The sequence below is a fragment of the Collinsella aerofaciens genome, assembly GCF_964283865.1.
Classification (GTDB): domain Bacteria; phylum Actinomycetota; class Coriobacteriia; order Coriobacteriales; family Coriobacteriaceae; genus Collinsella.
Map to the genome: position 1 here is coordinate 1 of NZ_CAXYLS010000017.1, position 23,194 is coordinate 23,194.

Annotated in this window: 18 protein-coding genes and 6 tRNA genes; all 24 read right to left on the reverse strand. The window is 59.2% G+C overall.

Translation table 11 applies throughout. The features are described from left to right. Positions 1 to 2 precede the first annotated feature (2 nt). A tRNA-Val gene (locus tag ACRX4W_RS08180) sits at positions 3 to 77 on the reverse strand. A gap of 3 nt (positions 78 to 80) precedes the next feature. Further along, positions 81 to 156, reverse strand: a tRNA-Gly gene (locus ACRX4W_RS08185). A 141-nt stretch (positions 157 to 297) separates the two neighbouring features. Then, on the reverse strand, positions 298 to 2,031 hold the full coding sequence (locus tag ACRX4W_RS08190; protein WP_432299995.1) for a glycoside hydrolase family 13 protein: 1,734 nt from the start codon (positions 2,029 to 2,031) through the stop codon (positions 298 to 300). A 522-nt stretch (positions 2,032 to 2,553) separates the two neighbouring features. Next, positions 2,554 to 2,629 (reverse strand) — tRNA-Gly (locus ACRX4W_RS08195). A gap of 42 nt (positions 2,630 to 2,671) precedes the next feature. Further along, positions 2,672 to 2,745, reverse strand: a tRNA-Cys gene (locus ACRX4W_RS08200). Positions 2,746 to 2,779: 34 nt separating this feature from the next. Then, positions 2,780 to 2,855, reverse strand: a tRNA-Gly gene (locus ACRX4W_RS08205). Positions 2,856 to 2,960: 105 nt separating this feature from the next. After that, complete coding sequence (locus ACRX4W_RS08210; protein ID WP_055286928.1) at positions 2,961 to 3,707, reverse strand: anti-sigma factor antagonist; 747 nt, start codon at positions 3,705 to 3,707, stop codon at positions 2,961 to 2,963. Between the two features lie 81 nt (positions 3,708 to 3,788). Beyond that, positions 3,789 to 6,134: a GAF domain-containing SpoIIE family protein phosphatase gene (locus ACRX4W_RS08215; protein WP_432299997.1), complete on the reverse strand. Its 2,346-nt coding sequence runs from the start codon at positions 6,132 to 6,134 to the stop codon at positions 3,789 to 3,791. 59 nt (positions 6,135 to 6,193) lie between these two features. Then, positions 6,194 to 6,283, reverse strand: a tRNA-Leu gene (locus ACRX4W_RS08220). A 591-nt stretch (positions 6,284 to 6,874) separates the two neighbouring features. Further along, a complete protein-coding gene (locus tag ACRX4W_RS08225) occupies positions 6,875 to 7,903 on the reverse strand; it encodes an ABC transporter ATP-binding protein (protein WP_006236139.1) in 1,029 nt (342 codons plus the stop codon). Further along, positions 7,904 to 8,995 (reverse strand): ABC transporter ATP-binding protein, encoded by a 1,092-nt coding sequence (locus ACRX4W_RS08230; RefSeq protein WP_432300000.1) that lies wholly within the window; start codon positions 8,993 to 8,995, stop codon positions 7,904 to 7,906. 2 nt (positions 8,996 to 8,997) lie between these two features. Next, positions 8,998 to 9,933 carry an ABC transporter permease gene (locus ACRX4W_RS08235; protein WP_055310513.1) on the reverse strand — a complete coding sequence of 312 codons (936 nt, stop codon included), beginning with the start codon at positions 9,931 to 9,933 and terminating at the stop codon, positions 8,998 to 9,000. A gap of 14 nt (positions 9,934 to 9,947) precedes the next feature. Then, positions 9,948 to 10,985: an ABC transporter permease gene (locus ACRX4W_RS08240; protein ID WP_022094885.1), complete on the reverse strand. Its 1,038-nt coding sequence runs from the start codon at positions 10,983 to 10,985 to the stop codon at positions 9,948 to 9,950. Between the two features lie 156 nt (positions 10,986 to 11,141). Then, positions 11,142 to 12,818 carry a peptide ABC transporter substrate-binding protein gene (locus tag ACRX4W_RS08245; protein WP_196033307.1) on the reverse strand — a complete coding sequence of 559 codons (1,677 nt, stop codon included), beginning with the start codon at positions 12,816 to 12,818 and terminating at the stop codon, positions 11,142 to 11,144. Between the two features lie 289 nt (positions 12,819 to 13,107). Continuing rightward, the gene (gene secG / locus ACRX4W_RS08250; RefSeq protein WP_006236144.1) at positions 13,108 to 13,362 is read right to left on the reverse strand and encodes a preprotein translocase subunit SecG; all 255 of its coding nucleotides are present in this window, start codon (positions 13,360 to 13,362) and stop codon (positions 13,108 to 13,110) included. Positions 13,363 to 13,526: 164 nt separating this feature from the next. After that, positions 13,527 to 15,080, reverse strand: coding sequence for a 2,3-bisphosphoglycerate-independent phosphoglycerate mutase (gene gpmI, locus ACRX4W_RS08255; protein WP_432300004.1), 1,554 nt, complete (start codon positions 15,078 to 15,080; stop codon positions 13,527 to 13,529). Positions 15,081 to 15,085: 5 nt separating this feature from the next. After that, a complete protein-coding gene (gene tpiA / locus ACRX4W_RS08260) occupies positions 15,086 to 15,853 on the reverse strand; it encodes a triose-phosphate isomerase (RefSeq protein WP_022094882.1) in 768 nt (255 codons plus the stop codon). After that, positions 15,846 to 17,036: a phosphoglycerate kinase gene (locus tag ACRX4W_RS08265; protein ID WP_022094881.1), complete on the reverse strand. Its 1,191-nt coding sequence runs from the start codon at positions 17,034 to 17,036 to the stop codon at positions 15,846 to 15,848. The genes tpiA and ACRX4W_RS08265 overlap by 8 nt, the downstream gene beginning before the upstream one ends. A gap of 140 nt (positions 17,037 to 17,176) precedes the next feature. Further along, the gene (gene gap, locus ACRX4W_RS08270) at positions 17,177 to 18,202 is read right to left on the reverse strand and encodes a type I glyceraldehyde-3-phosphate dehydrogenase (protein WP_022094880.1); all 1,026 of its coding nucleotides are present in this window, start codon (positions 18,200 to 18,202) and stop codon (positions 17,177 to 17,179) included. A 193-nt stretch (positions 18,203 to 18,395) separates the two neighbouring features. Beyond that, on the reverse strand, positions 18,396 to 19,325 hold the full coding sequence (gene whiA, locus ACRX4W_RS08275) for a DNA-binding protein WhiA (RefSeq protein ID WP_432300007.1): 930 nt from the start codon (positions 19,323 to 19,325) through the stop codon (positions 18,396 to 18,398). Between the two features lie 6 nt (positions 19,326 to 19,331). Next, positions 19,332 to 20,252 carry an RNase adapter RapZ gene (gene rapZ, locus ACRX4W_RS08280; RefSeq protein ID WP_022094878.1) on the reverse strand — a complete coding sequence of 307 codons (921 nt, stop codon included), beginning with the start codon at positions 20,250 to 20,252 and terminating at the stop codon, positions 19,332 to 19,334. A 101-nt stretch (positions 20,253 to 20,353) separates the two neighbouring features. After that, on the reverse strand, positions 20,354 to 21,040 hold the full coding sequence (locus ACRX4W_RS08285) for an N-acetylmannosamine-6-phosphate 2-epimerase (RefSeq protein WP_022094877.1): 687 nt from the start codon (positions 21,038 to 21,040) through the stop codon (positions 20,354 to 20,356). Between the two features lie 70 nt (positions 21,041 to 21,110). After that, the gene (locus tag ACRX4W_RS08290) at positions 21,111 to 22,076 is read right to left on the reverse strand and encodes an ROK family protein (RefSeq protein WP_022094876.1); all 966 of its coding nucleotides are present in this window, start codon (positions 22,074 to 22,076) and stop codon (positions 21,111 to 21,113) included. A 172-nt stretch (positions 22,077 to 22,248) separates the two neighbouring features. Continuing rightward, a complete protein-coding gene (locus ACRX4W_RS08295; RefSeq protein WP_089573615.1) occupies positions 22,249 to 23,169 on the reverse strand; it encodes a dihydrodipicolinate synthase family protein in 921 nt (306 codons plus the stop codon). Positions 23,170 to 23,194: the final 25 nt, after the last annotated feature.

Here is a 23,194-nt window from a genome sequence, read left to right on the forward strand (position 1 = left end):
TTTGGTGGGCGTTAGAAGATTTGAACTTCTGACCTCTTCCGTGTCAGGGAAGCGCTCTCCCCCTGAGCTAAACGCCCAAATGGAGCGGACAACGGGGCTCGAACCCGCGACCCCAACCTTGGCAAGGTTGTGCTCTACCAACTGAGCCATGTCCGCTTACGAGGATTAATCTTACGTGATACCCGCATCCTATGCAAGAACTTTTTTTGAAAAGTTTTGCGACGCCCTCGCGAACCTCGCAAAGACATCAGCCACCACGGAAAGCACAGGCAAACGCAAACTCGCCGCAAGAGGCCCCTACAACTCAGCGAGCATGATCCAGGCAGAACTGTCCTGCGCGAGCCTGCCGTCTACAAGCGGTGATGAGGTGAGCAGGACCCTGCCCGCCGGCAGCTCCACGGGTGCTGCACCGAAGTTCGTCACACACGCCCAGCCGTTGTCGCGGCGATAGGCGATGACGCCACCCCCAGCGCCCTCGGCACCATCCGCAAGGCCGGTGCGCCCGTCAAGATCGAGCCACGCAAGATCGTTGGCGCACCCGCGCAGCCTGCGCCGCAGCCAGAGGGCGTCGCGATAGAGCGCAAGCATCGATGTCGGGTCCGCTTCTTCCCTATCGGCAGCGTAATCGGAAAACCATGCAGGCTGTGGCAGATGGGGCGCCGCATCGGCGTCCGCCGGTGAAAACCCAAACGATCCGCCCTGCGCGGGATCGTCCGCTGCCACCCACGGCAGGGGCACACGACAGCCGTCGCGCCCCTTCTCGCGCTTCGGTCCGTGCGTATTGGTCGCAGTGGGATCTTTGAGTGCAGCCCACGGGATGTCAGCCACCTCAAAAAGGCCGAGCTCCTCACCCTGATACACGTATGCCGAGCCCGGAAGCGCCAGCTCGAGCAAAAGGGCCGCCCGCGCGCGGCGCTCGCCGAGTTCACGGTCCTCGTCATAAGACGACCCGTCGCGTAAGAGCCAGTCGAGCGCAATCTGATGGTAGCGCGTCGCCTTGATCTGCGGCAGGGCATAGCGTGTCGCCACGCGCGGCACGTCGTGGTTGGAGAGTACCCAGGTCGAGGCGGAATCGGATTCGATGGCCGCCTTCAAGCCCTCCTCGATTGCGGCGTGCATGTCATCATAGGTCCAAGTGGCCTTGGCAAACTCAAAGTTGAATGTCTGGCCAAGCTCGCTGGGGCGCGAGTAGAGATACTGGCGCTCGGGCAGCACCCACGCCTCGGCAACGGCGCTGCGTGGCGGATCATAGCGGTCGAACACGCGGCGCCACTCGCGATAGATCTCGTGGACCTCGTTGCGGTCCCACAGCGGATGGGTGCCGTCGTCAACCATGTCATCGCCCTCGGCGAGATGCCACCGGTCGAGGTCATCGCGGTCGAGATCCTTGGCGAGACCGTGCGCCACATCAATGCGAAAGCCATCGACGCCTCGATCGCTCCAAAACGCCAAGACGTCACAAAAGAACGCGTGAACCTCGGGGCACGACCAGTCAAAGTCCGGCTGCTCGGGCGTAAACATGTGCAGATACCACTGACCGTCCGCGACGCGCGTCCAGGCGGGGCCGCCAAAGTTGGCATTCCAATTGGTGGGAGGCAGCTCGCCGTGCTCGCCGCGACCATCGCGGAAGATATAACGGGCGCGCTCGGGCGATCCGGGGCCGGCGGCAAGAGCGGCTTTGAACCAGGGGTGCTGGTTGGACGAATGGTTGGGCACGATGTCGACGATGACCTTGATGCCGTGCGCGTGAGCCGCAGCGATCATGTCATCGAAGTCGTCAAGCGAGCCGAGACGTGGGTCGACATCGCAGTAGTCCGCCACATCATAGCCGCCATCAACAAGAGGCGATGGGTAAAACGGGCTCAGCCAGATGGCCTCGATACCCAGCCGCTCAAGATAGTCCATCTGCTGGGTAATGCCCGCGATATCGCCCAGACCCGAACCAGTCGAATCCTTAAACGAGCGCGGGTAGATCTGATAGATCGCGGCATCGGACATCCACGGGCGCGACGAGGACTTTTCTGTAGCCATGGGATGAGTCTCCCTTGCAACGAGGTTTTGCGAGATGCCCACGATGATACGCCCAAAGCGGACATTCGCGGCAAACAACGCCACAGCCACGCCCCAAACGCTCGCTCCCTCACGGGTTCGAGTCTCCTGGGACGAATCGATCGATCAGTGAAAAGAACGGAAGGCCCACTCCTCCGGCCACGACAGCGAGCGGGCTCCGGGTGCCCCAAGTTGCCGCGAAAGAGGAGGGAAGCGTACTTTATGTACGCGACCGACGATTGAGGGGCAAGATGGGGTGCCCGGGGCTCGCGCAGCGTCAACAAAAAACGCGGTTCGTTAGAACCGCGTAAGATAGTTGGAGCGGACAACGGGGCGTCCGCGTATCCGCTTCGCGGATCCGCACCGGCTTCGGCCGCCTGCCGGCGTCCTCGCCAGCTCGCTACAAACGCTCCGCGTTTGCTTAACGCTCGCTCCCTCTCGGGTTCGAGCCCAAGCGATGGGTACGAAAAAGCCCGGCTACCGTAGTAGTCGGGCTGCTGCGTTTGGAGCGGACAACGGGGCTCGAACCCGCGACCCCAACCTTGGCAAGGTTGTGCTCTACCAACTGAGCCATGTCCGCATATGTAAAACAAAACGGGCGCCGGAGCGCCCGGATGTTGCCTGGAGGCGAAGCCCGGATTCGAACCGGGGGTAAAGGCTTTGCAGGCCTCTGCCTTACCACTTGGCCACTTCGCCGAAAAAGGACCGCCTAAACGGTCCGGAAATGCAATGGAGCGGACAACGGGGCTCGAACCCGCGACCCCAACCTTGGCAAGGTTGTGCTCTACCAACTGAGCCATGTCCGCTTGCGGGTTATTAATTTACGCGAGTTGTCCAAAAGACGCAAGTACTTTTTTCAAAAAACTTGTCTGCCGCATGTTCTTAGTAGCTAAACGCGCTAAAGCGATTGGCTAGGCACACGATTCCAGCGCTCCGCTAAACAGCTTCACCATCTGCACGCGCGTGCCGGCGCCGTCCGTACGACGAGCAACCTCCACGTTATCGACGAGCATACGCATAAGCTTGATACCGCGGCCGCGTTCCTCGGATGCGACCGGCTCGCTCGTTTCATCGATAGAATAGCCAGCACCTCGATCAAGCACCTCAACCACAACGCGATCGCCATAGGCCTGAACCGTCAGGACGCACCCGATACCGCCCGCATGGTCATAGGCATTACCCAGTGCCTCCCCCGACGCCAATGCGACATCGTAGCGCTCGTCACGGCGCAACGGAAGCGATTCAAGGAGTTCGGCGATGCGATGTCGGTAGTATGGAAGATTCTCGATACCCTGACGGACCTCGACGCTCTTACTCCAGCGAGGCAGCTCCCCCACCGGAATGGCGGGAATAGACTCCCGTGCCGGCCCCGCGACATGAAGGATATCGACAAGACGAGCAATCTCCAAAAAGCGAACAACTTCACCTGATGCATTGACGAGCGAAAGCAGGCCTTCTCGCCTCATGAGCTCACGAGCGCGCGTAAGCAGGAATGCCAAGCCCGTCGAATCGATAAAGCTAACAGCCTGACAGTTGATGACGACACGACGCACGCCGCGGCCAATCAAAGCATCCAACCGCCGACGCAGCGCAGGCACCGTGGCGATGTCGATATCGCCTGGTGGCGTCAAAACCGCTATGTCATTCCACTCATTCATACGACCATGGTTCCCCAAAAGAGCTTGTTCGATGCATGCCTTTCCGCAACCGTGCGGATTCGGCGCGCCCAGCGTCGCTGTTTAGGACCGGCCCCGCAAAAACTCAAGGGACACTAATGCGATGTCATCGTCCAGCGCCGATTCGGTAAATCGGTCGAGCTCGCCCAAGACCTTGCCGCAGATTCCCGATACGCCCTCACCCGAGACAGAGAGCAGAAGATCACGAAGGCGCTGCTCGCCAAAGAACGCACCCGAGCGGTCACGCGCTTCGATTGTTCCGTCGGTGTACATAAATAGCATGTCACCAGGAGCGAACGTAAACACGCCTGTCTCGTACACCATGCTCTCAAAGGCACCGATTACCCCCGATTGGCATCCAAGCAGCTCGACCTCTCCCCCACGAGCCTCGCCGCCACCCAGCGGCATCGACTCTGGTCTGATGACCATGGTCGGAGGATGGCCCGCCGAACAATACGTTGCGCGTCCGGTTTTAAGGTCAATCTTGGCGATAAAGGCCGTCACGAACGTCTCGACCCTCGAGAAGCCCATGAGCATGCTGTTAAGGGAGCGTGCCATGCGGGCCGGTCCAGCGCCCTCCCAGGCATATGCCGTCAGGGCCGTCTTGACGAGCGCGGACATCGATGCAGCCTCAATGCCTTTGCCAGACACATCGCCCAGAATCATGACGGCGCAGTCGTCGGGAAGACGGATGAGCGTATAGAAATCGCCGCCGACCAACGCCGAGTTCGTGGCCGACAGGTACACCGAATCGGCGGCGATTCCCGGAACATCCCCCAGGGAATTTCTCATGCCAATCTGGAGGGTCTGAGCGATATGGCGCTCCTCGCGCTTTTGAAATTCGCCTTCGTAGATCAGTTCAAAGTCATGCGCCAAGTGCACCAAGTAGTCATATTCAAGATCATCAATCGGCTCTTGGCTACCATCACGAAGCAGCAGCGCACGCGTCGTCGGCCCCTTCGCAACAGAAGCAGGAACGATTGCGTCGTTACTGTGCTTGCCATCGCCCTCAGGGCGTGGGCGCCCCGCCTCGATGCCGGCGTCGACGTAGAGACCCTGGCAAGGCAGGCCATGCGCTCTAAGCCAGCCTCCCATAGGCATCGATTCGTCAACGCGAGTTATACGGACGTGTTTAAGGTCCTCGGCACTCGTGCCGCCCAAAACAGATGCCTCAAAGCCATCAGGGGCAGCCCCCAAACGTGCCGCTGGCGCCGTCGTGGAAAAGAAAAGCTTCTCGGGATCGTCCGGCAAAGCAACGCGACTGCCGCCTTCAAAATCTATGACGTAGGAATCCAGACTGGCGTCATACTCAATAGGGCAAAAATGGCAGTTGAGCATATTGCAGATCTCGGACGATACCGCCTGGGTAGCCGCGGCGGAATCGTCTAGAAAGGTAAACAACTCATCCCGCAAGACATTGAGCGAGCGGCCAAGCTCGGCCGTGCGACGGGAGCGAAGGCTCGATGCCATGCCGACCAGCTGGATAGACAGGTAATCGCAAATGACCTCAAGTACATTAACATCATAAGCGAGCGGTGCCTGGGGGCGTTTCCAACCAACTTCCAGCACGCCGAGGATCTGCGTACCGTAAAAAACGGGAAGACAGATTTCACTGCGGTACGGAGGCATATCCTGCATGCGCAACAGGTGCTTAGAACGATTATCCAGGTCCATGAACATACCGGAGGCGGCCTTATCGCCCTCAAGGTCCTGTTGAATCGACAAGCGACAGGCACGCGACTCGCGAAGAACATACGTCGGAATGCCAGCGCCATACGGCAAAAACTCGGGCAGGTAGCTGTCGAGCAGCTCCTTGGAAACACCGCGGAGCTTAAAGCCGCCGCTCTCAGAAAAATAGATAGCAGCACCCGAAGCATCGAGCGTTCCTACAAGCTGGTTCAAAACGGTATCAAGCAGGCTGGGTAACTCATCGGAGCCCACAGTGCTCATAATGACCGAGAGCGTGCCAGAGAGACGCTTGTTCGCCACTCTAAGCTCCGATAACGCACGCTTGAGTTGCCGGTCGTGAGAATACTGTTCCTCAATACTGTGAAGCGCCACCAGGACACGTGGCGCGCGGCGCCCAAAGATACGTGGAGGCGTTACGCAGCCTGCGCGAACCAATACGGGAATAAAGGAGCCATCGCTCAGCTTGAGCATCAGTTCGCTCTCGGAGCCATCAGTTTCAAATGGCAAACGATGTTCCGTCGCACGTTCAAAAGCGGACGAGTACAGGACGTCTTTAACATCTCCACCGATGACGTCGGCGCGTTCCTCGCACATCAAACCAAGTAAGCGATTATTCACATGCAGAATGGTTCCGTCGAGCTCGCAGATGATGACAGCATCGCTCGTGATCTCGACTAGTTGGGCAACGTCTGCCCACTCGTTGCGTTCAAGCGTTTCCATCGTGGACCCCACCGTCTATCGGTAACAAAAAAGCCTCCGAAGAGGCTTCTCAAATGCGATGGTGTCGGAGGCGGGACTTGAACCCGCATGACCAAAAATCGGTCACTAGCACCTCAAGCTAGCGCGTCTGCCAATTCCGCCACTCCGACATGCTATGTTGTTGATTCGCAGTTCGTTTTGTTCGACCCGCGCGTTCAACGAGGAAGATAATAACCTATGATTCGAGAACTGTGCAAGCACTTTTTTCAAAAAAGTTTACGAATTTGTAATTGCGCAGGTAGATTCGCATGTCCGGCCCCGAATCGGTGCTGCCTCCCGGCGCGTCCTCGGGCATGAGCGATATTTTGCTGCGCACTTCGTGCTGCAAAATATCGCTCCCCCTGCGGAATGCGCCGGGAGGCAGCACCGATTCGGGGCCTAGCAACACATACTCCAGGCACAGTTCTCAAACATGTTCTGGGGCTGATGCAAATTTGGTGGCTCGGCAAAGCCGAGCCCTTATATGGTGAGGCCGGAGCCAAAGCTCCGGCCTCACCAACTTTCCTATTAGATTAAGTGAGCAATCAAGGAATCTCACTCCCCTCTGCCGCGTTAACGCAGGGCCCGCCCTGGTGTTGCTTTTCAGAACATTCCGCAGGACGGAGGAAGCCCCGCAGCGCGTAGCGCGCAGCGGGGCTTCCGACATGTCCGAGGACGTTCTGAAAAGCAACACCAGGCCGGGCCCGGACGAGAACAACCGACTACAGGTCGATGTGCGATTCCTTGATCGGGAACGGCTCGGCGAAGTGGCACGCGCAGCAGTGGCCCGGGGCAACTTCCTTAAACTCTGGAAGCTTCTCGGAGCAGATGCCCTGCGCGATCGGGCAGCGAGTGTGGAAACGGCAGCCGGTCGGCGGATCCAGCGGCGACGGCGGGTCGCCAGCGAGGATGATGCGTTTGCGGGTCTTCTGGATATCCGGATCGGGCACCGGCACGGCAGACAGCAGCGACTGCGTGTACGGATGGTGAGGCTCGCTATAGAGCGTCTTCCAATCCGAAACCTCGACCATCTTACCCAGATACATAACGGCAACGCGATCGGAGATGTGCTGCACGACGGACAGGTCGTGGGCGATAAAGAGATACGCCGTACCAAACTTGTCCTGCAGTTCCTTAAGCAGGTTCAGAACCTGGGCCTGAATGGAAACATCCAAAGCGGATACCGGCTCGTCACAGATAATCAGCTTGGGCTTCAGCGCAAAAGCGCGGGCGATGCCGACACGCTGACGCTGGCCGCCCGAGAACTCGTGCGGATAGCGGTTGATGTGCTCGGGGTTCAGACCGACGACATCCAGCAGCTCGCGGACACGCTCGATACGCTCTTCCTTGGTGCCCACACCATGAATGGTCATGGGCTCGGAGACGATCTCACCAATCGTCATACGAGGGTTCAGCGAAGCATAGGGATCCTGGAAGATAAACTGCATCTCGCGACGCATATCCTTGATCTCGTGCTTGCTCATCTCGGCAACATCTTTGCCCTGGAAGAACACCTTACCTGCCGTCGGCTTGGTCAGGCGCATGATGGTGCGGCCCGTGGTGGACTTACCGCAACCAGACTCGCCGACCAGGCCAAAGGTCTCGCCCGGATAAATCTCGAACGAAATGTCATTCACAGCAGAGACGACGCGCTTGGAAAAACGCTTGGCGAACATGCCGGACTCTGCGGGGAACTCCTTAGAAAGGTGCTCGACCTTCAGCAGCGGAGTGCGCTCGTTATTGTCTGCCATTTACGCCTCGCCTCCCTTCTCGGAATCCTTGCGCGTACGGGACGTCGCAGGAGCGTTCCTGAGGAACTCGGGGTCACCGGAGTAGTGGCACGCAGAGTAATGACCAGACTCGGTGACAACGCGCTCGGGGCGCTGCTTGCGGCACTTGTCCGTCGCATAGGGACAACGAGGCGAGAACACGCAGCCCTCAGGCAGGTTCATGAGCGAAGGCGGGTTGCCGTGAATCGGCGTCAGCGGCTTCTTCTCATCGATAGCCTGCTCCGGAATGGAACGAATAAGGCCCCAGGTGTAGGGATGACGGCTCTCGTAGAAGATCTCTTCGGCAGTACCGAACTCGACGGGACGGCCGGCGTACATAACCATGATCTTATCGGCCATATCGGCAACGACGCCCAGGTCATGGGTAATCATGATGATGGCGTTGCCGTTCTTCTCCTGCATTTCCTGCATGAGCTCGATAATCTGAGCCTGAATGGTAACGTCCAGAGCCGTCGTGGGCTCGTCGGCAATCAGGATATCGGGATCGCAGGCAAGAGCCATAGCGATCATGACACGCTGACGCATACCGCCGGAGAACTGGTGCGGATACTCATTGACGCGTTTCTCGGGCTCGGGGATACCCACGAGGTCCAAAAGCTCGGTAGCGCGCTTGAGCGCCTCCTGCTTGGAGTAGCCACGGTGCAGACGAAGGCCCTCGCCCACCTGCTTGCCGATCTTATAGACCGGGTTCAAGGAGGTCATAGGATCCTGGAAGATCATCGCGATGTCGTTTCCGCGAATGTGCTGCATCTCTTCCTCGGTCATCTCGAGGATAGAACGACCGCGATAGCGAACGTCGCCGCCCTCGATCTTTCCCGGAGGCATCGAGATGAGGCCCATGATGGTCATGGCGGTCACGGACTTACCGGAGCCGGACTCACCGACGACACCCAGGGTCTCGCCGCGATCGAGCGTGTAGGACACACCGTCGACAGCGCGAACGACACCATCCTCGGTATGGAAATACATCTTAAGGTCATCGACCTCGAGCAGATGCTGGCCCTCGGGAACCGGCTGGTCCTTCAGGTCCACATAGTTCTTGTTCTTCTTCATCCTTATGCGTCCTTCATCTTGACGTCGAGGGCGTCGCGCAGACCGTCACCCAGCAGGGTGAAGGCGAGCACCGTCGAGAGAATTGCCAGACCGGGCATGATCATCATCCAGGGAGCAGTCAGAAGATACTGCTGACCGTCCTGAATCATGGAGCCCCACGAAGGCGTAGGCGGAATAACGCCCATGCCGAGGAAGGACAGAGCGGACTCGGTCAGAATGGCGCCACCAATGTTCATGGTCGCGTAGACCACGATGGAGGCGACGGAGTTCGGGAAGATGTGACGCACTACGATACGAGCATCAGATGCACCCATCGCGCGCGCAGCGTCAACATAGTCGTTTTCTTTGACCGTCAAGATTGCAGAGCGGAAGACGCGCGCAATCGAAGGCCAGCCGAGAATACCGATGGCGATAAAGACGTTCTGAAGACCACGGCCGATAACGGCGATCATGGCGACAACGAACAGCACGTACGGGAACGCCAGGAAGATGTCCGCACAGCGCATGATGATCGTATCCCAGATCCCGCCGTAGAAACCGGCCAGAGCACCCATGACCAGACCGATCACCGTGGAGATCGCGGTGGCCATAATGCCGACGGACAGCGAAACGCGTGCACCGTAGATAACGCGGACGAGAATGTCGCGACCAAGGGCGTCGGTGCCAAACGGGTGCTCTGCACACGGAGCCAACAGCGACGTCTCGGCCATGGTGGTCGAGTCGGAAGCCGTCGGCGAACCGAGCCAGGGCTTAGCCCACAGATCTGCGGTCAGGGCAACCAAAACGACGATGATGATCCAGCAGACACCGATAACGGCGAGCTTGTTCTTGCGAAGACGCTTAAAAGCGTCACCCCACAGCGTGCGGGACTTGGCGGGAGCAGATGCGGCCTTGGTGGCGGTAGCCTGCTCCTGAGACTGAGAATCAGTTTCCTGCATGAGACGTACCTCCCTTAGGCCTTATCCGACGGACCGCCAAGGCGGATGCGCGGGTCGAGGAATGCATAGCTAATGTCGACGAGCAGGTTAATCACCATGACGACGACGACGATGAGCGTAACGCCGCCCATAACGATGGGCCAGTCACGCATGCTAATGGCGCGATAGACCTCATAGCCGATACCGGGCCAGTTAAAAACCGTCTCGGTCAGGATGGCGCCCGAAAGCATGCCACCAAAGTCGACACCAATATAGGTAACGACGGGGATGAGTGCATTCTTAAGCGCATGCTTGACGATGATCGCGCGATTGGAGAGACCCTTGGCCTTTGCCGTACGGATGTAATCCTGGTTCATGACGTCAAGCAGCTGCGAGCGCATAATGCGGGCGGCATAAGCGGTCGAAACCGAAGCCAGCGTAATGGTCGGAAGCACATAGTGCATCCAATCCTGATACTGAGAGCTGGAACCGCCGGCACCCGAGATCGGCATGGAGATTGCACCGCCCGTAGCGTCCTTGAGGATGACGCCAAAGAACAGCTGCAGCAACATACCGAGCCAGAAGGCCGGGACCGCAACGAGGATCGACGTGGTGAGCGTTACCAAAATATCCCAGAAGGAATAACGCTTTACCGCCGAAATGATACCCGCACCGATACCCATGATTGCCTCGAGCACGATGGCGCACGCGGCAAGTTTGACCGTATACGGATACTTCTGGGCAAAAATTTCCGTAACCGGCAGCTTGCGCTGATACGAATTGCCCAGATCGCCATGAAGCAGGCCGTTCATGTAATACAAGTAACGGTCCACGAGCGACGTTTGAACGGGGTCGCCGTTCTCGTCAAGGATCGCGTTGCCGTCCTCGTCCGACTGGACCAGGTGATAGCGGACGCGAAGCTGAAGCTCCACCTCGGGGGACAGAGCCTTGTCTCCACCGATCAGCTTGATCGGATCTCCCGGCACGATATTCTGAAGGGCGAACAGAATCAGCGTAACGCCCAAAAATACCGGGATGAACTGAAGCACACGTTTAACGATGTACTTACCCATACCACTCCCCTATCTAGGGATTAACCTAAATGGGATGCCGATCGCCAGACCGGCATCCCAAAATTACCATCAGCCAGTTTACCCCAGGTTAGGGAGAACTGTATGTTTCCCATGAGGTCTACGTAAATACTTGACCCTCACGGAAGCTGCAAACTCTTAGGCGAGCTCAGCGGTACCCAGCTCAGCGTGCTTCTGCGGATCGACATAGAGGTGCTTGATGCGATCGGAGCCGACGATGGTGTGCGTGTAGAACATCACCGGGATGACCGGGCAGTCGGCAGCGACCATAGCGTCGGCCTCCTGCATCTTAGCAACGCGCTCTTCGTCGTCAACCGTGGTGCGAGCCTCGTTGACCTTGGCGTCGAACTCGGGGTTGTTGTAACCGGAGCGGTTGTCGCCACCGAGGGAGTCGGAGTGGAACAGCGGATACAGGAAGTTGTCCATAATCGGGTAGTCGGCAATCCAACCCAGACGACCGAACTGATAGTTAAAGTTCTGGTACTGCTCGAGCAAGGCAGACCACTCAGGGGTATCGGAGACAGCGGTAACGCCAACCTTGGCGAGGTCACCGATGATGGACTCCATGATCTCCTTGTGGCCACCATCCTGGTTGTAGGAAAGGGTCACGTTAATGCCACGATCGCCGTTAGCGCCAGCGGGAGCAACCTTGTCCAGGTACTCGTTAGCCTTGTCGACGTCGTAGGCGCAGAACTCCCATGCGCCCTCCTTGTAGCCATCGATGCCCGGAGGAACAATGCCGTCGGCGGGGGTACGGGTACCCTTGAAGATAGTCTTGCAGATGGCCTCACGGTTGATGGCCAGGGAGATACCCCTGCGCAGGTCGGCGTTGTTAAACGGCTCGGCCGTGTTGTTGCAGGTCAGGTAGTAGGTGGAAGGCTCGGAGCCGAGCAGCATGCGCTCGCCGTCACCCATGGTGTAGCCGTCCTTGGACACGCCGCGATCCTTCTTGGCGGCGTCGATCTGAGCAACGGGAACGTCGCAGACATCGAGGTTACCGGCCTGGAACTCCTTGTAAGCGGTCTCCATGTCCTTGATGACCTGGAAGTGGATGCCATCGATCTTGGCCTTGTCGCCATAGTAATCGTCGAACTTCTTGAGGTTGATCTCCTGACCATCCTCCCACTTGCCGTCCATCATGAACGGGCCGTTACCGACCGGTGCAAGGTAGAAGCTCTTGGCATCGGACTCGGCGCACTCGGGAACCGGGGCCAGAGCCGGGTGAGAGGCGACGAAGGGGAAGTCGGCGTAAGCGGAAGACAGCTTGACGACGAGGGTCTCATCGTCGGGGCAGGTAACACCGCTGAGTTCAGTAGCGTTACCGGCAAGCAGATCGTCATAGCCCTCGACCATGGAAAGGTGATAGGAGACCTCGGAAGGGCCATACTCGGTAGCGATGGCCGACTTGGTGTTGACCAGACGCTCCCAACCGAGCTTGAAGGACTTGGAGGTAACGTCGTCACCGTTGTGGAACTTGGCCTTCTTGATCTTGAAGGTGAACTCGGTGGCGTCGTCGTTGGCCTCGAAGGACTCGCAAGCCAGCGGAACGATCTCGCCCTTCTCGGCGTCATAAGAGGTCAGAGCGTCAAAGAGCTGGTACTCGACCTGAGTGCCCTGGTCCTCCTGGACATTGTAGGGGTCGATGCAGACCGGGTTGTTGATGTAGAAGTTCAGCGTCGAACCGGACTCAGAACCGGAAGCGTCGCCGCCCTTCTTGCCGCATGCGGCAAGAAAAGCCATGGAGCTCGCAGCAAGGGTACCGCCGACAAAGGCGCGACGACCCATAACGGGCTGGTGGAACATAGAATCAGCCATGCCATCCTCCTTATGAGATAGGACAAAGTAGTTCGGTCGGGCAACGTCAAGACAGCCCAATCGAACCATTCAAACGCGGTCCGCCGTTTTGGCTGGTTATACAAAGCGGACCAACGTATTGCAATACAGTAGCGCATTTTATGCACGATTTGGGGCTAATTCCGGTTAACGGTCGAGATTTTCTTTAGTTGGGCGAAGTATGTGGGGATATTTTGGCTCTGTTACAAGTCTGTAAACAAAAAGGGCCCCGCACATGCGGGACCCCTTACAAACGTATATACGCCGATGCTTAGTAGCCGACGATGCCCTGCGGGAAGAAAAACATGCACAGAACGACACACACGGCAAAAACGACGGCCATAATTACCGTCAGGCGATCGAGGTTCTGCTCCATGACGCCCGTGGCAGAGCTGGAGTTATACAGCGAGCTAGCGATCATATCCGAAACGCCGGTGCCCTTACCGGAATGCATCAGAACGAGAATCGTCAGCGCCACGGCAGAAACAGCCCAAACGACAAACAGAAGAATCTGAAACGGACCCATAGATAAGCTCCTTAATAGAACAATTCAATCTCCAGTACTGTACCACAACCTCCAACACTCCCCCACCTGCCATTTAGGGACGGGGTAGAAATGGCAGAAATTCCAAAAAGGGGGTCGTCCGGTTGTGGACAACCCCCTTACTAGAAAACGGTATTTGTTTTCTATTAGGCCTCGGTGGCGAGCACGCGACCCGTCATCTCGGCGGAAGGCTCAATACCAGCCATGGTGAGCATGGTCGGAGCGATATCGGAAAGACGGCCGTCCTCGATACCGGTGAGCTTGGCCTTATCATCAACGATGATGAACGGCACGCGGTTGGTGGTGTGAGCCGTAAACGGATGCTTGGAACCGTCGGAAGCAACGTCAAACATGTGATCGGCGTTGCCGTGGTCGGCGGTAATCAGTGCAAAGCCGCCCTTGGCGAGAATCGCCGGGACAACCTTGGACAGGGCATCGTCAACAGCCTCAACGGCCTTAACGGCAGCGTCGAAGACACCGGTGTGACCAACCATGTCGCAGTTCGCGAAGTTCACGATGTAGAAATCAGCGCGATCCTCGTTGATGGCGGCGACGAGCTTCTCGGTAACCTCGGGAGCGCTCATCTCGGGCTGCAGATCGTAGGTAGCGACCTTGGGGGAAGCGACGAGCACGCGCTCCTCGCCCTCCTTGGGCTCCTCGATGCCGCCGTTGAGGAAGAACGTCACGTGAGCGTACTTCTCGGTCTCGGCGGTGTGCAGCTGCTTCAGGCCATTGTCGGCGATAACGTCGGCCAGGACGTTCTCGGGGAACGTCTTGGGGAAGGCGACTTCGACGTCAAACGTCGGGTCGTACTCGGTCATCGTCACAAAGTGCGAGAGCTTGATTTGCTCGCGCTCAAAGCCGTCGAACTCCTTGTCCGTGAACACGCGGGTCATCTGACGAGCGCGGTCGGGACGGAAGTTGAAGAAGATGGCCGCGTCGCCCTCGTGGATGCCCTCGTTGTGGGCAGCGAAGGGCTCGACGAACTCGTCGCCGCGCGGATCCTTCTCGTAGTAGGCCTTGATACCGGCAACGGGATCGGTATCGGCATCGGACGCGTTGACCATGACATCGTAGGCGCGCTGGATGCGCTCCCAACGGTTGTCGCGGTCCATGGCCCAATAGCGGCCCGAAACGGTGGCAACGCGAGCGTCGCAACCGGTCTCCTCGGAGATCTTAGCCAGGAAGGCGCAGAACTCACTCATGTAGCCGGCACCGGACTGCGGGTCGACGTCGCGGCCATCCATAAAGGCGTGGACGCGAACGGTCTTGACGCCATGCTGGGCAGCCATCTTGACCAGAGCCTCGACGTGGTTCATGTGAGAATGAACACCGCCAGGGCTCATAAGGCCCATGAGGTGAAGAGTCTTGCCTTCGGCCTTGACATCGTCCATAGCCTTGACGAAGACCTCGTTCTTGGCGATGGAGCCGTCCTTGATGGCATTGTTGATGCGCGAAAGCTCCTGGAACACGATGCGGCCGGCACCGATGTTGAGGTGACCCACCTCGGAGTTACCCATCTGGCCATCGGGAAGGCCCACGTCCTCGCCCGAAGCGCCGAGCGTGGTGTGAGGGTACTTCTCGTACAGGCTATCAAGGAAGGGCGTCTTGGCAGCGGCGACGGCGTTCTCGCCATCGGCCGGAGCCAGGCCACAGCCGTCCATGATGATCAGGAGTGCAGGAAGATGACGCTGTGCCATATGTCCTACTCGCCTGCCTTGACGACCATAGAGGCGAAGTCGGCAGCCTTGAGGGAAGCGCCGCCCACGAGGGCGCCGTCAACGTCAGGCTTGGCGACGAGCTCGGCAATGTTGCCGGGCTTAGCGGAACCGCCGTAGAGAACGCGGATGCCGTTAGCGAGCTCCTCGCCGAACATCTCCTTGAGGGTCTCACGGATAGCGCCGCAGACCTCCTGAGCGTCCTCGGCGGTAGCGGTCTTGCCGGTGCCGATGGCCCAGATGGGCTCGTAGGCGACGACGACCTGCTTGGGGCAGGTGATCTCAAGACCAGCAAGGCCAGCCTTGACCTGGTTCACGACGTGCTCGACATAGGTGCCAGCCTCGCGGACCTCGAGGGACTCGCCGCAGCAGAAGACGGGAACAAGACCGGCGGCAACGAGGGCCTTGGCCTTCTTGTTCTGATCCTCGTCGGTCTCGTGGAAGTAGTCGCGACGCTCGGAGTGACCGATGATGCAGTAGGTGCAGCCAGCGGACTTGAGCATGTCGCAAGAGGACTCACCGGTGAAGGCACCCTTGGCCTCCCAGTACACGTTCTGTGCACCGAGGGCGATGGGGGCAGCCTGAATGCGGTCATGAACCGTGGTGATGTCAATGGTCGGAGGGCAGACGAGCACCTCGACGCCAGCCGGAACCTCGGGCAGAGCCTGAGCCAGCTCGTCGGCGAGCTTGGCAGCCTCGGCGACGTCGTTGTTCATCTTCCAGTTACCAGCGATAAGAAGGGTGCGATTAGGCATCGAGAAGCGCCTCCACTCCGGGCAGGGCCTTACCCTCGACGAGCTCCATGGAAGCGCCACCACCGGTGGAGATCCAGCTCATCTTGTCGGCCAGGTTGAACTTGTTGACGGCTGCGACAGAGTCGCCACCGCCGATGATCGAGGTGCAGTCGGCCTCGGCGACGGCCTCGGCGATAGCCTGGGTGCCGTGAGCGAAGTTATCGAACTCGAAGACGCCCATGGGGCCGTTCCAGAACACGGTCTTGGCGCCCTTGACGGCCTCGGCGTAAAGCTCCTCGGTCTTGGGGCCGATGTCCATGCCCTCACGATCGTCGGGGATAGCGTCGGAAGCGACAACCTCGGGGACAGCGTCCTCGCCAAAGTGATCGGCAACACGGTTGTCGATGGGGAGCAGAATCTTGACGCCCTTCTCCTCGGCCTTCTTGAGCATCTCGCCGGCGCGCTCGACCCAGTCCTCTTCCTTGAGGGACTGACCAACGGACAGGCCCTGAGCCAGGAAGAAGGTGTAGGCCATACCGCCACCGATGATCAGGGTGTCAGCGGAGTCGATGAGGTGATCGAGAACGCCGATCTTGGAGGAAACCTTGGAACCGCCGACGATAGCGACGAAGGGACGCTCGGGCTCGGCGAAGATGCCGGTCAGCGTGTCGACCTCCTTCTCGAGCAGGAAGCCGGCGACGGCAGGCAGGTAAGCGGCGGGGCCCACAACGGAACCCTGGGCGCGGTGAGCGGTGCCGAACGCATCGAGAACGAAGACGTCACCATAGGAAGCGAGCTTCTTGGCGATCTCGGGGTCGTTCTTCTTCTCACGCTTATCGAAGCGGACGTTCTCGAGAACGAGAACCTTGCCCGGCTCGACAGCAGCGACAGCCTCGGCAGCCTTCTCGCCGTAGGTGTCGGCTACAAAGGCAACGTCGAGACCAGAGAGCTCGGCGAGCTTCTTGGCGACGGGCTCGAGGGACAGCTCGGGCTGGAAGCCGGTGCCATCGGGACGTCCGAGGTGGCTCATGAGGATGACGCGAGCATTGTGCTCAACGAGGTAGTTGATGGTGGGCAGGGCAGCCTTGATGCGGGTGGTGTCGCCAACGACGCCATCCTTGATAGGCACGTTGAAGTCAACGCGGACGAGAACGCGCTTGCCGTCGACATCGATGTCACGGACGGTCTTCTTGGTAAAGGCCATGTTTGCTTCTACCTTTCGTACGTGTCTGCCTCCCATTACGGCAGACGATTTCCTATAAAAAGGGCGCGACCCTAGGGTGTAAGCCCTATAAGGCCGCGCCCTTCTTTAGACGCTCAACGAGCTATTCGCTAAAAGCTAAATTAAGCAACGAACTTCTCGAAGTACTTGATGGTGCGGACCATCTGAGAGGTGTAAGAGTTCTCGTTGTCGTACCAAGAGGTGACCTGAACGAGGGTCTGGCCGTTGCCGAGGTCAGAGCACATGGTCTGAGTGGCGTCGAAGATGGAGCCATGGGTCTCGCCGATGATGTCGGTGGAGACGATGTCGTCCTCGTTGTAACCGAAGGTCTCGGAGATGGTGGCAGCGTAGGCCTTCATAGCGGCGTTGACCTCGTCGACGGTGACCTTCTTGTCAACGACAGCGTAGAGGTTGGTGATGGAGCCGGTCGGCGTCGGGACGCGCTGGGCGGCACCGATGAGCTTACCGTTGAGCTCGGGGAGAACCAGGCCGATAGCCTTGGCAGCACCGGTGGTGTTGGGGACGATGTTGACGGCGCAGGCGCGGCTACGACGCTTGTTGCCCTTGCGCTGCGGGCCGTCGAGCGGCATCTGGTCGCCGGTCCAGGCGTGAATGGTGGTCATGATGCCGGACACGATGGGAGCGAAGTCGTTCAGACCCTTGGCCATCGGGGCGAGGCAGTTGGTGGTGCAGGAAGCAGCGGAGATGATGTTGTCCTCAGCGGTCAGCGTCTCGTGGTTGACGTTGTACACGATGGTGGGCAGATCGCTGCCGGCCGGAGCGGAGATGACGACCTTCTTGGCGCCAGCGTTGATGTGGGCCTGAGCCTTAGCCTTGCTGGTGTAGAAGCCGGTGCACTCGAGAACGACGTCGACGTCGAGGTCGCCCCAAGGCAGGTTGTTGGCGTCGGCCTCCTTGTAGATCTTGATCTCCTTGCCGTCAACGGTGATGGAATCCTCGCCAGCAACGACCTCGTGATCGCGGGCGTAGTTGCCCTGCGTGGAGTCGTACTTCAGCAGGTAAGCGAGCATATCGGGAGAGGTGAGGTCGTTGATAGCGACGATCTCGGAGCCCTCATGACCGAACATCTGACGAAAAGCCAGACGACCGATGCGACCGAAGCCGTTAATAGCAACCTTTACTGCCATTGTGTCTCCTTTCGTAAGGCCCCCGCGAGCTACAGCGCCCGCCGTTGAGGCCCACAAACTAACCACTCGCCTAATATACCTTTTTTTTGACTTGAATTTCACGAGAATGCTCGAAATTGAAAATCAAATTTACGTTAAAACGTTTTAAAGAATAAAATAGCAGCTAAATCCGTATATAAGTCGATACTTCAAACTACTTGTTTGCTTCAATGAGCTTTTCAAGCCTCAAAACTCGATGGTAGAGGGCCGACTTCGACAAGGGAGGGTCGGCCATCTCCCCCAAGTCGCGCAGCGACAGATCGGGATAGCGCTCGCGCAGGTCGCAAAAGACCGCCAAGGCGTCCGGAAGCGTGTCGCGCAAACCCCGCTGTTCGAGCTCATCGATCAACGCAAGCTGATGCTGGGCGGCACCCGCGCTTCTAGTCTGATTGGCTAGCTCGGCATTCACGCGACGATTTACGTCGTTCTTAACCAATTTAACCGCGCGCGCTTCCTCAATCTCGGCAACGCTGCGCTTGGCGCCGACCAGCTTTAGGAGCTGCTCGATCTCCTCGGCGCTCTTAATGTAGACAGCAAAGGATCCGCGCCGTGCGTTGACGCGCGCATGGACCCCAATCTGCTCCAGCAGATCGCAGAGCCCCTTGGCATATTGCTCGCCCTGCACCGCGACCTCCAAATGAAAGTCGCCGCGGGGATCGGCCACGAAACCGCCGGCGATGAGCGCGCCGCGGATGTAGGCAAGCCTGCAGCAGGGACGGGCAACGATGTGCCGGGGAACACCGGCGACGAGTCCTCCCCTGCGGTCGAGAATGCCCAGCAGCACCAGAGCCTTGTCCAGGTCGGGCTGATCGGGCAGGGTAATGAGATAGTTACGGACCTTATGCAAGACCGATTTACGAACGGTGAATTCCGTTTTGAGCTTAAGGATACGATGCGTCAGTGTGATCATCGTGCGCGCGACGGCGCCCGTCTCGGTCGCGACCGTCAAACGATACCGCCCGGAGCCGGCCAGCGAAAGTGTACCGCTCACACGCGTCAGGGCGGCAAGCGTCGACAAATCGCAGTATTCACATTCGGGTTCGCAGCGCGCGAGCTCGTCACGCACCTCGGCGGTAAACGACATGCAGGCCTATGCTTTCGTGTTGGCGCGCGACAAGTCGCGATGGGAAATGCTCACGTGATACTGGGCGCCTTCCAAATAACGTGCCGTGGCCTCGGCGATGGCAACACTGCGGTGTTGACCGCCCGTGCAACCGATGGCAATAGAAAGCTGCGGCTTGCCCTCTGCGATATAGCCGGGCATGACCGTATCGAGCAGCTGCGTCCAGGCCTTCCAGAACTCCTGAGTCTTGGGATGGTCCAGAACAAAGTCGGAGACTTTCTTATCGAGACCGGTCATGGTGCGCATCTCGGGATCGTAGAAAGGATTGGGCAGGAAGCGAACGTCGATCATAATGTCCGCCTCGACGGGCATACCATGCTTAAAGCCAAACGAGAACACGTGAACGTCCATGAGCTGCTGGTCGGACAACTCGGAGAACGCCATGCGAAGCTTGTTACGTAAGGCAGAAGTGCGCAAGCGGCTCGTGTCGATAATCATATCCGCTCGATCGCGCACACCCTGCAGCTGCAGGCGCTCCCGCTGAATCGCATCGGCCGTAGTCTCCCCCGGCTTGGCAATGGGATGGCGGCGGCGGTTTTCGCTATAACGACGGATCAGTACCTCGTCAGAGGCCTCGAGAAAAACGATGTCGCAGCTCATCTCGCGCTCCTCGAGCGCGGCAACGGCATCGAGCAGCTCATCGAACAAGCCCTGGCTGCGCAAGTCGCAGGTGACGGCAAGATGCCTGCCCACGCCCGTATTGATGCCGACGAGTTCGGCGAGCTGGGCGATCAGACGCGGAGGCAAGTTGTCGATGCAAAAGTAGCCCATGTCCTCGAACACATGCATGGCCTGCGTTCGGCCCGATCCGGACATTCCGGTGATGATGACGATATCGGGGATGCGCTCCGAGCGCTCCGCCGCATCCATGGCATCTCCCTTTTGCATGTGCTGCCTCCCAAAAACAAGCGCGGGACCCAGCAACCCGGATCCCGCGCGGTCAATTGCCTATATTGAGTATACCGCCCCGAGCGGATACGAGGCCTGTCTTACGCCTCAAGCGCAGCCTTGAACCAACTCGTAATACTCGTGGGGTGCGTGATGGCGGTGCCGACGACAACGGCCCAGGCGCCCGCATCGATCGCGGCGCGAGCCTCCTCGGGCGTGTGAACGCGGCCCTCGCAGATGATGGGAAGACCGGGAAATTCCTCGGTCGCCTGACGCAGGAGCGGCAGATCGGGGCCATCGGCCATGGTGCAGTCGATGGCGGCGACACCATGAGAAAGCGTGGTGGATACAAGGTCGAAGCCCATATCAACCGCACGGCGAATGTCCTCGATGGTGGCACAATCCGCCATCAGGAGCACACCCTCCTCGTGCAGCGGGCGGAAGGTATCCTCGACCGTCTTGCCATCGGGACGCGGACGATCGGTGGCATCGATCGCCACGATATCGGCACCCGCGGCAACGCAGGCGCGAGCGTGACGCAGCGTCGGCGTGATGTAAACGCCCTCGTGCCCATCCTTCCACAGGCCGATAACAGGAACCTCACAGCGACCCTTAATGGCGGCAATGTCGGCAAGGCCCTGACAGCGAATGGCGGCGGCGCCGCCAAGCTCGCAAGCGCGAGACATTTGAGCCATGGTCTCGGGCGTACGAAGCGGCTCGCCCATATACGCCTGAACGCTCACGACGAGCTTGCCCTTCAGGGATTGAATCAAAGGATCGACGGTCATAAGGCTGCAACCTTTCTCAGAACAGCCTCCCGAGGCGTGTTGTCTCGGGAGGCTCCTACAGCAGATACGTTTACTTCAACGAGGCAAGAAGATGCTCAGCGGCACCGATGAGCGGAGCATCGCCCTCCAGAGAACCGATGAGGATCGGCGTGTCCTGAAGCGGATCGAGCGCCTGGCTGGCATAGCCCTCGTGCACCGAATCCTTCCACGTCTGCGAACGCCAATCGGGACCTTGGTGAATCACGCCGCCCGAAAGCACGATGACCTCAGGGTCCAGGATGTTAGCGAGCGAGCCCAAGCTGGCACCCAACGCAAAGCCGGCATCATGGATGACCTCGGTCGCCTTTGCGTCGCCTGCACGGCACAGGTCGTTCACATCGCGACCGACCGAAGGACGGCTGGGGTCGACGCGGCCAAAGCGCTCATCGTACATACGACCAATGGAAGTGCCCGAAGCAACCGACTCCAGATGGCCGGAACGCCCGCAGGCGCAGGGAATGCCGGCGGCAGCCGAGCACTCGATGTGGCCCATATGGCCAGCAGCACCATGGAAGCCCTGCATCACGCGGCCGTTCTCGACATATGCGCCGCCGATGCCCGTACCGATGCCAAGACACAAGACGGAGAACTTGCCCTTGCCGACGCCCCAGTGGGCCTCGCCCAGAGCATGAGCCTGCACGTCGCCTACAACGGCAACGGGAAGACCGAGATCCTCGCGCAGACGCGGCCCCAACTGAACGCCGGACCAGCCGGGCATGATCTCATTGGCATACGCGATGGCGCCCGTCTTGGGATCGACGACGCCGGCGGCACCGATACCGACGCCAAGGACCTCGACATCGGGATTCGCCTCGAGAGCAGCCTTGATGGACGCCTCGATACGCTGGAAGACGGCCTCGCCGCCCTCTTGGGCCTCGGTGGGAACCTCGGCCTCAAAAACGGGATGGGGCACACTACCGTCAGCCGGGTACTCCATGATGGCAGTCGCGATCTTAGTTCCGCCGATATCGACAGAACAGACGTACTTGTTCTCCATGTCGCTCTCCTTCGGAGATAAAAAACAACTATAGGAAATGCGCCGTCAGGCTAGCCGTCACAGCGCAGTAAAGGTTTTCCTGGTGCCCAAGATCGCCGAGAAACCGTGTGGCCATTGACCTAATAGTCATGGCCACACGGTTGAACGGCGAGGTCGGGTGCCTGGGAAAGCTTTACAGGAGGCCGTTGTCCTGGAGGACCTTCCTAATAGCCTCGACGTTCTCGCCGGTCATGGCCTTCACCGGGCGCGGCATGGTCGGGCTGTCGAAGATACCCATGAGGTTCATAGCGGTCTTGAAGGCGCCGACGCCACCGGCATAGCCCTGGACGCCCGAGGTGACATCCCAGATGTGCGAAATCTCATTGAGGCGATCCTGCTCGGCCTTGACGGTAGCCCAGTCACCAGCCTGAGCGGCCTTCCACTGACGAACGTAGCCCTCGGGCTCAACGTTGGCGAGACCCGGGACAGAGCCGTCGGCGCCACCGAGGTAAGCGCCGTCGACAACAACCTCGTGGCCGGTGAGGATGCTCATCGGATGGCCGTTCTTCTCGTTCTCCTGAACGAGGTAGCGGAACGAGATGTCATCACCCGAGGAATCCTTGACGCCAGCAAGGACGCCCTCGGCGCCGAGCTTGGCAAGGAGCTTCCAGGGGAGCTTGGTGTGAACGCAGACGGGAATGTCATAGGCAAAGATGGGCAGGTCAAGCTCCTCGTGCAGGATGCGGAAGTGCTCCTCGACCTCGGTCATGCCCTGCAGGGCATAGAACGGGCAGGTGGCGACGAGGGCATCGGCGCCCAGCTCCTGAGCGACCTTGCCGTGCTCAATCATGCGCTCGGTCTCGGTATCGATGATGCCGACCAGAACAGGCACGCGGTGGTCGACGATGCGGACGGCCTCGGCGATGATCTGGCGACGACGCTCGTCGGTGGAGAAAACGACCTCACCCGAAGAGCCCAAGAAGAACAGGCCATCGACGCCGGCATCGATCATGCGGTTGATGCTGCGCTCAAAGGAGGCAACATCGAGCTGGTGATCTTCGGTATCGGGAACAACGACGGGAGGGATAACGCCGGTGAATTTCTGAGTTGCCACAAGAATCTCCTTAGTTGTCTGGCGG

Excerpts from the sequence above, each read along its gene's own strand:
- rapZ (WP_022094878.1), bottom strand. The coding sequence starts at position 20,252 with ATGCAAAAGGGAGATGCCATGGATGCGGCGGAGCGCTCGGAGCGCATC.
- ACRX4W_RS08285 (WP_022094877.1), bottom strand. The coding sequence starts at position 21,040 with ATGACCGTCGATCCTTTGATTCAATCCCTGAAGGGCAAGCTCGTCGTG.
- ACRX4W_RS08210 (WP_055286928.1), bottom strand. The coding sequence starts at position 3,707 with ATGAATGAGTGGAATGACATAGCGGTTTTGACGCCACCAGGCGATATC.
- secG (WP_006236144.1), bottom strand. The coding sequence starts at position 13,362 with ATGGGTCCGTTTCAGATTCTTCTGTTTGTCGTTTGGGCTGTTTCTGCC.
- whiA (WP_432300007.1), bottom strand. The coding sequence starts at position 19,325 with ATGTCGTTTACCGCCGAGGTGCGTGACGAGCTCGCGCGCTGCGAACCC.
- gpmI (WP_432300004.1), bottom strand. The coding sequence starts at position 15,080 with ATGGCACAGCGTCATCTTCCTGCACTCCTGATCATCATGGACGGCTGT.
- ACRX4W_RS08215 (WP_432299997.1), bottom strand. The coding sequence starts at position 6,134 with ATGGAAACGCTTGAACGCAACGAGTGGGCAGACGTTGCCCAACTAGTC.
- gap (WP_022094880.1), bottom strand. The coding sequence starts at position 18,202 with ATGGCAGTAAAGGTTGCTATTAACGGCTTCGGTCGCATCGGTCGTCTG.
- ACRX4W_RS08290 (WP_022094876.1), bottom strand. The coding sequence starts at position 22,076 with ATGGAGAACAAGTACGTCTGTTCTGTCGATATCGGCGGAACTAAGATC.
- ACRX4W_RS08265 (WP_022094881.1), bottom strand. The coding sequence starts at position 17,036 with ATGGCCTTTACCAAGAAGACCGTCCGTGACATCGATGTCGACGGCAAG.
- ACRX4W_RS08245 (WP_196033307.1), bottom strand. The coding sequence starts at position 12,818 with ATGGCTGATTCTATGTTCCACCAGCCCGTTATGGGTCGTCGCGCCTTT.
- ACRX4W_RS08230 (WP_432300000.1), bottom strand. The coding sequence starts at position 8,995 with ATGAAGAAGAACAAGAACTATGTGGACCTGAAGGACCAGCCGGTTCCC.
- ACRX4W_RS08240 (WP_022094885.1), bottom strand. The coding sequence starts at position 10,985 with ATGGGTAAGTACATCGTTAAACGTGTGCTTCAGTTCATCCCGGTATTT.
- ACRX4W_RS08235 (WP_055310513.1), bottom strand. The coding sequence starts at position 9,933 with ATGCAGGAAACTGATTCTCAGTCTCAGGAGCAGGCTACCGCCACCAAG.
- tpiA (WP_022094882.1), bottom strand. The coding sequence starts at position 15,853 with ATGCCTAATCGCACCCTTCTTATCGCTGGTAACTGGAAGATGAACAAC.
- ACRX4W_RS08225 (WP_006236139.1), bottom strand. The coding sequence starts at position 7,903 with ATGGCAGACAATAACGAGCGCACTCCGCTGCTGAAGGTCGAGCACCTT.
- ACRX4W_RS08190 (WP_432299995.1), bottom strand. The coding sequence starts at position 2,031 with ATGGCTACAGAAAAGTCCTCGTCGCGCCCGTGGATGTCCGATGCCGCG.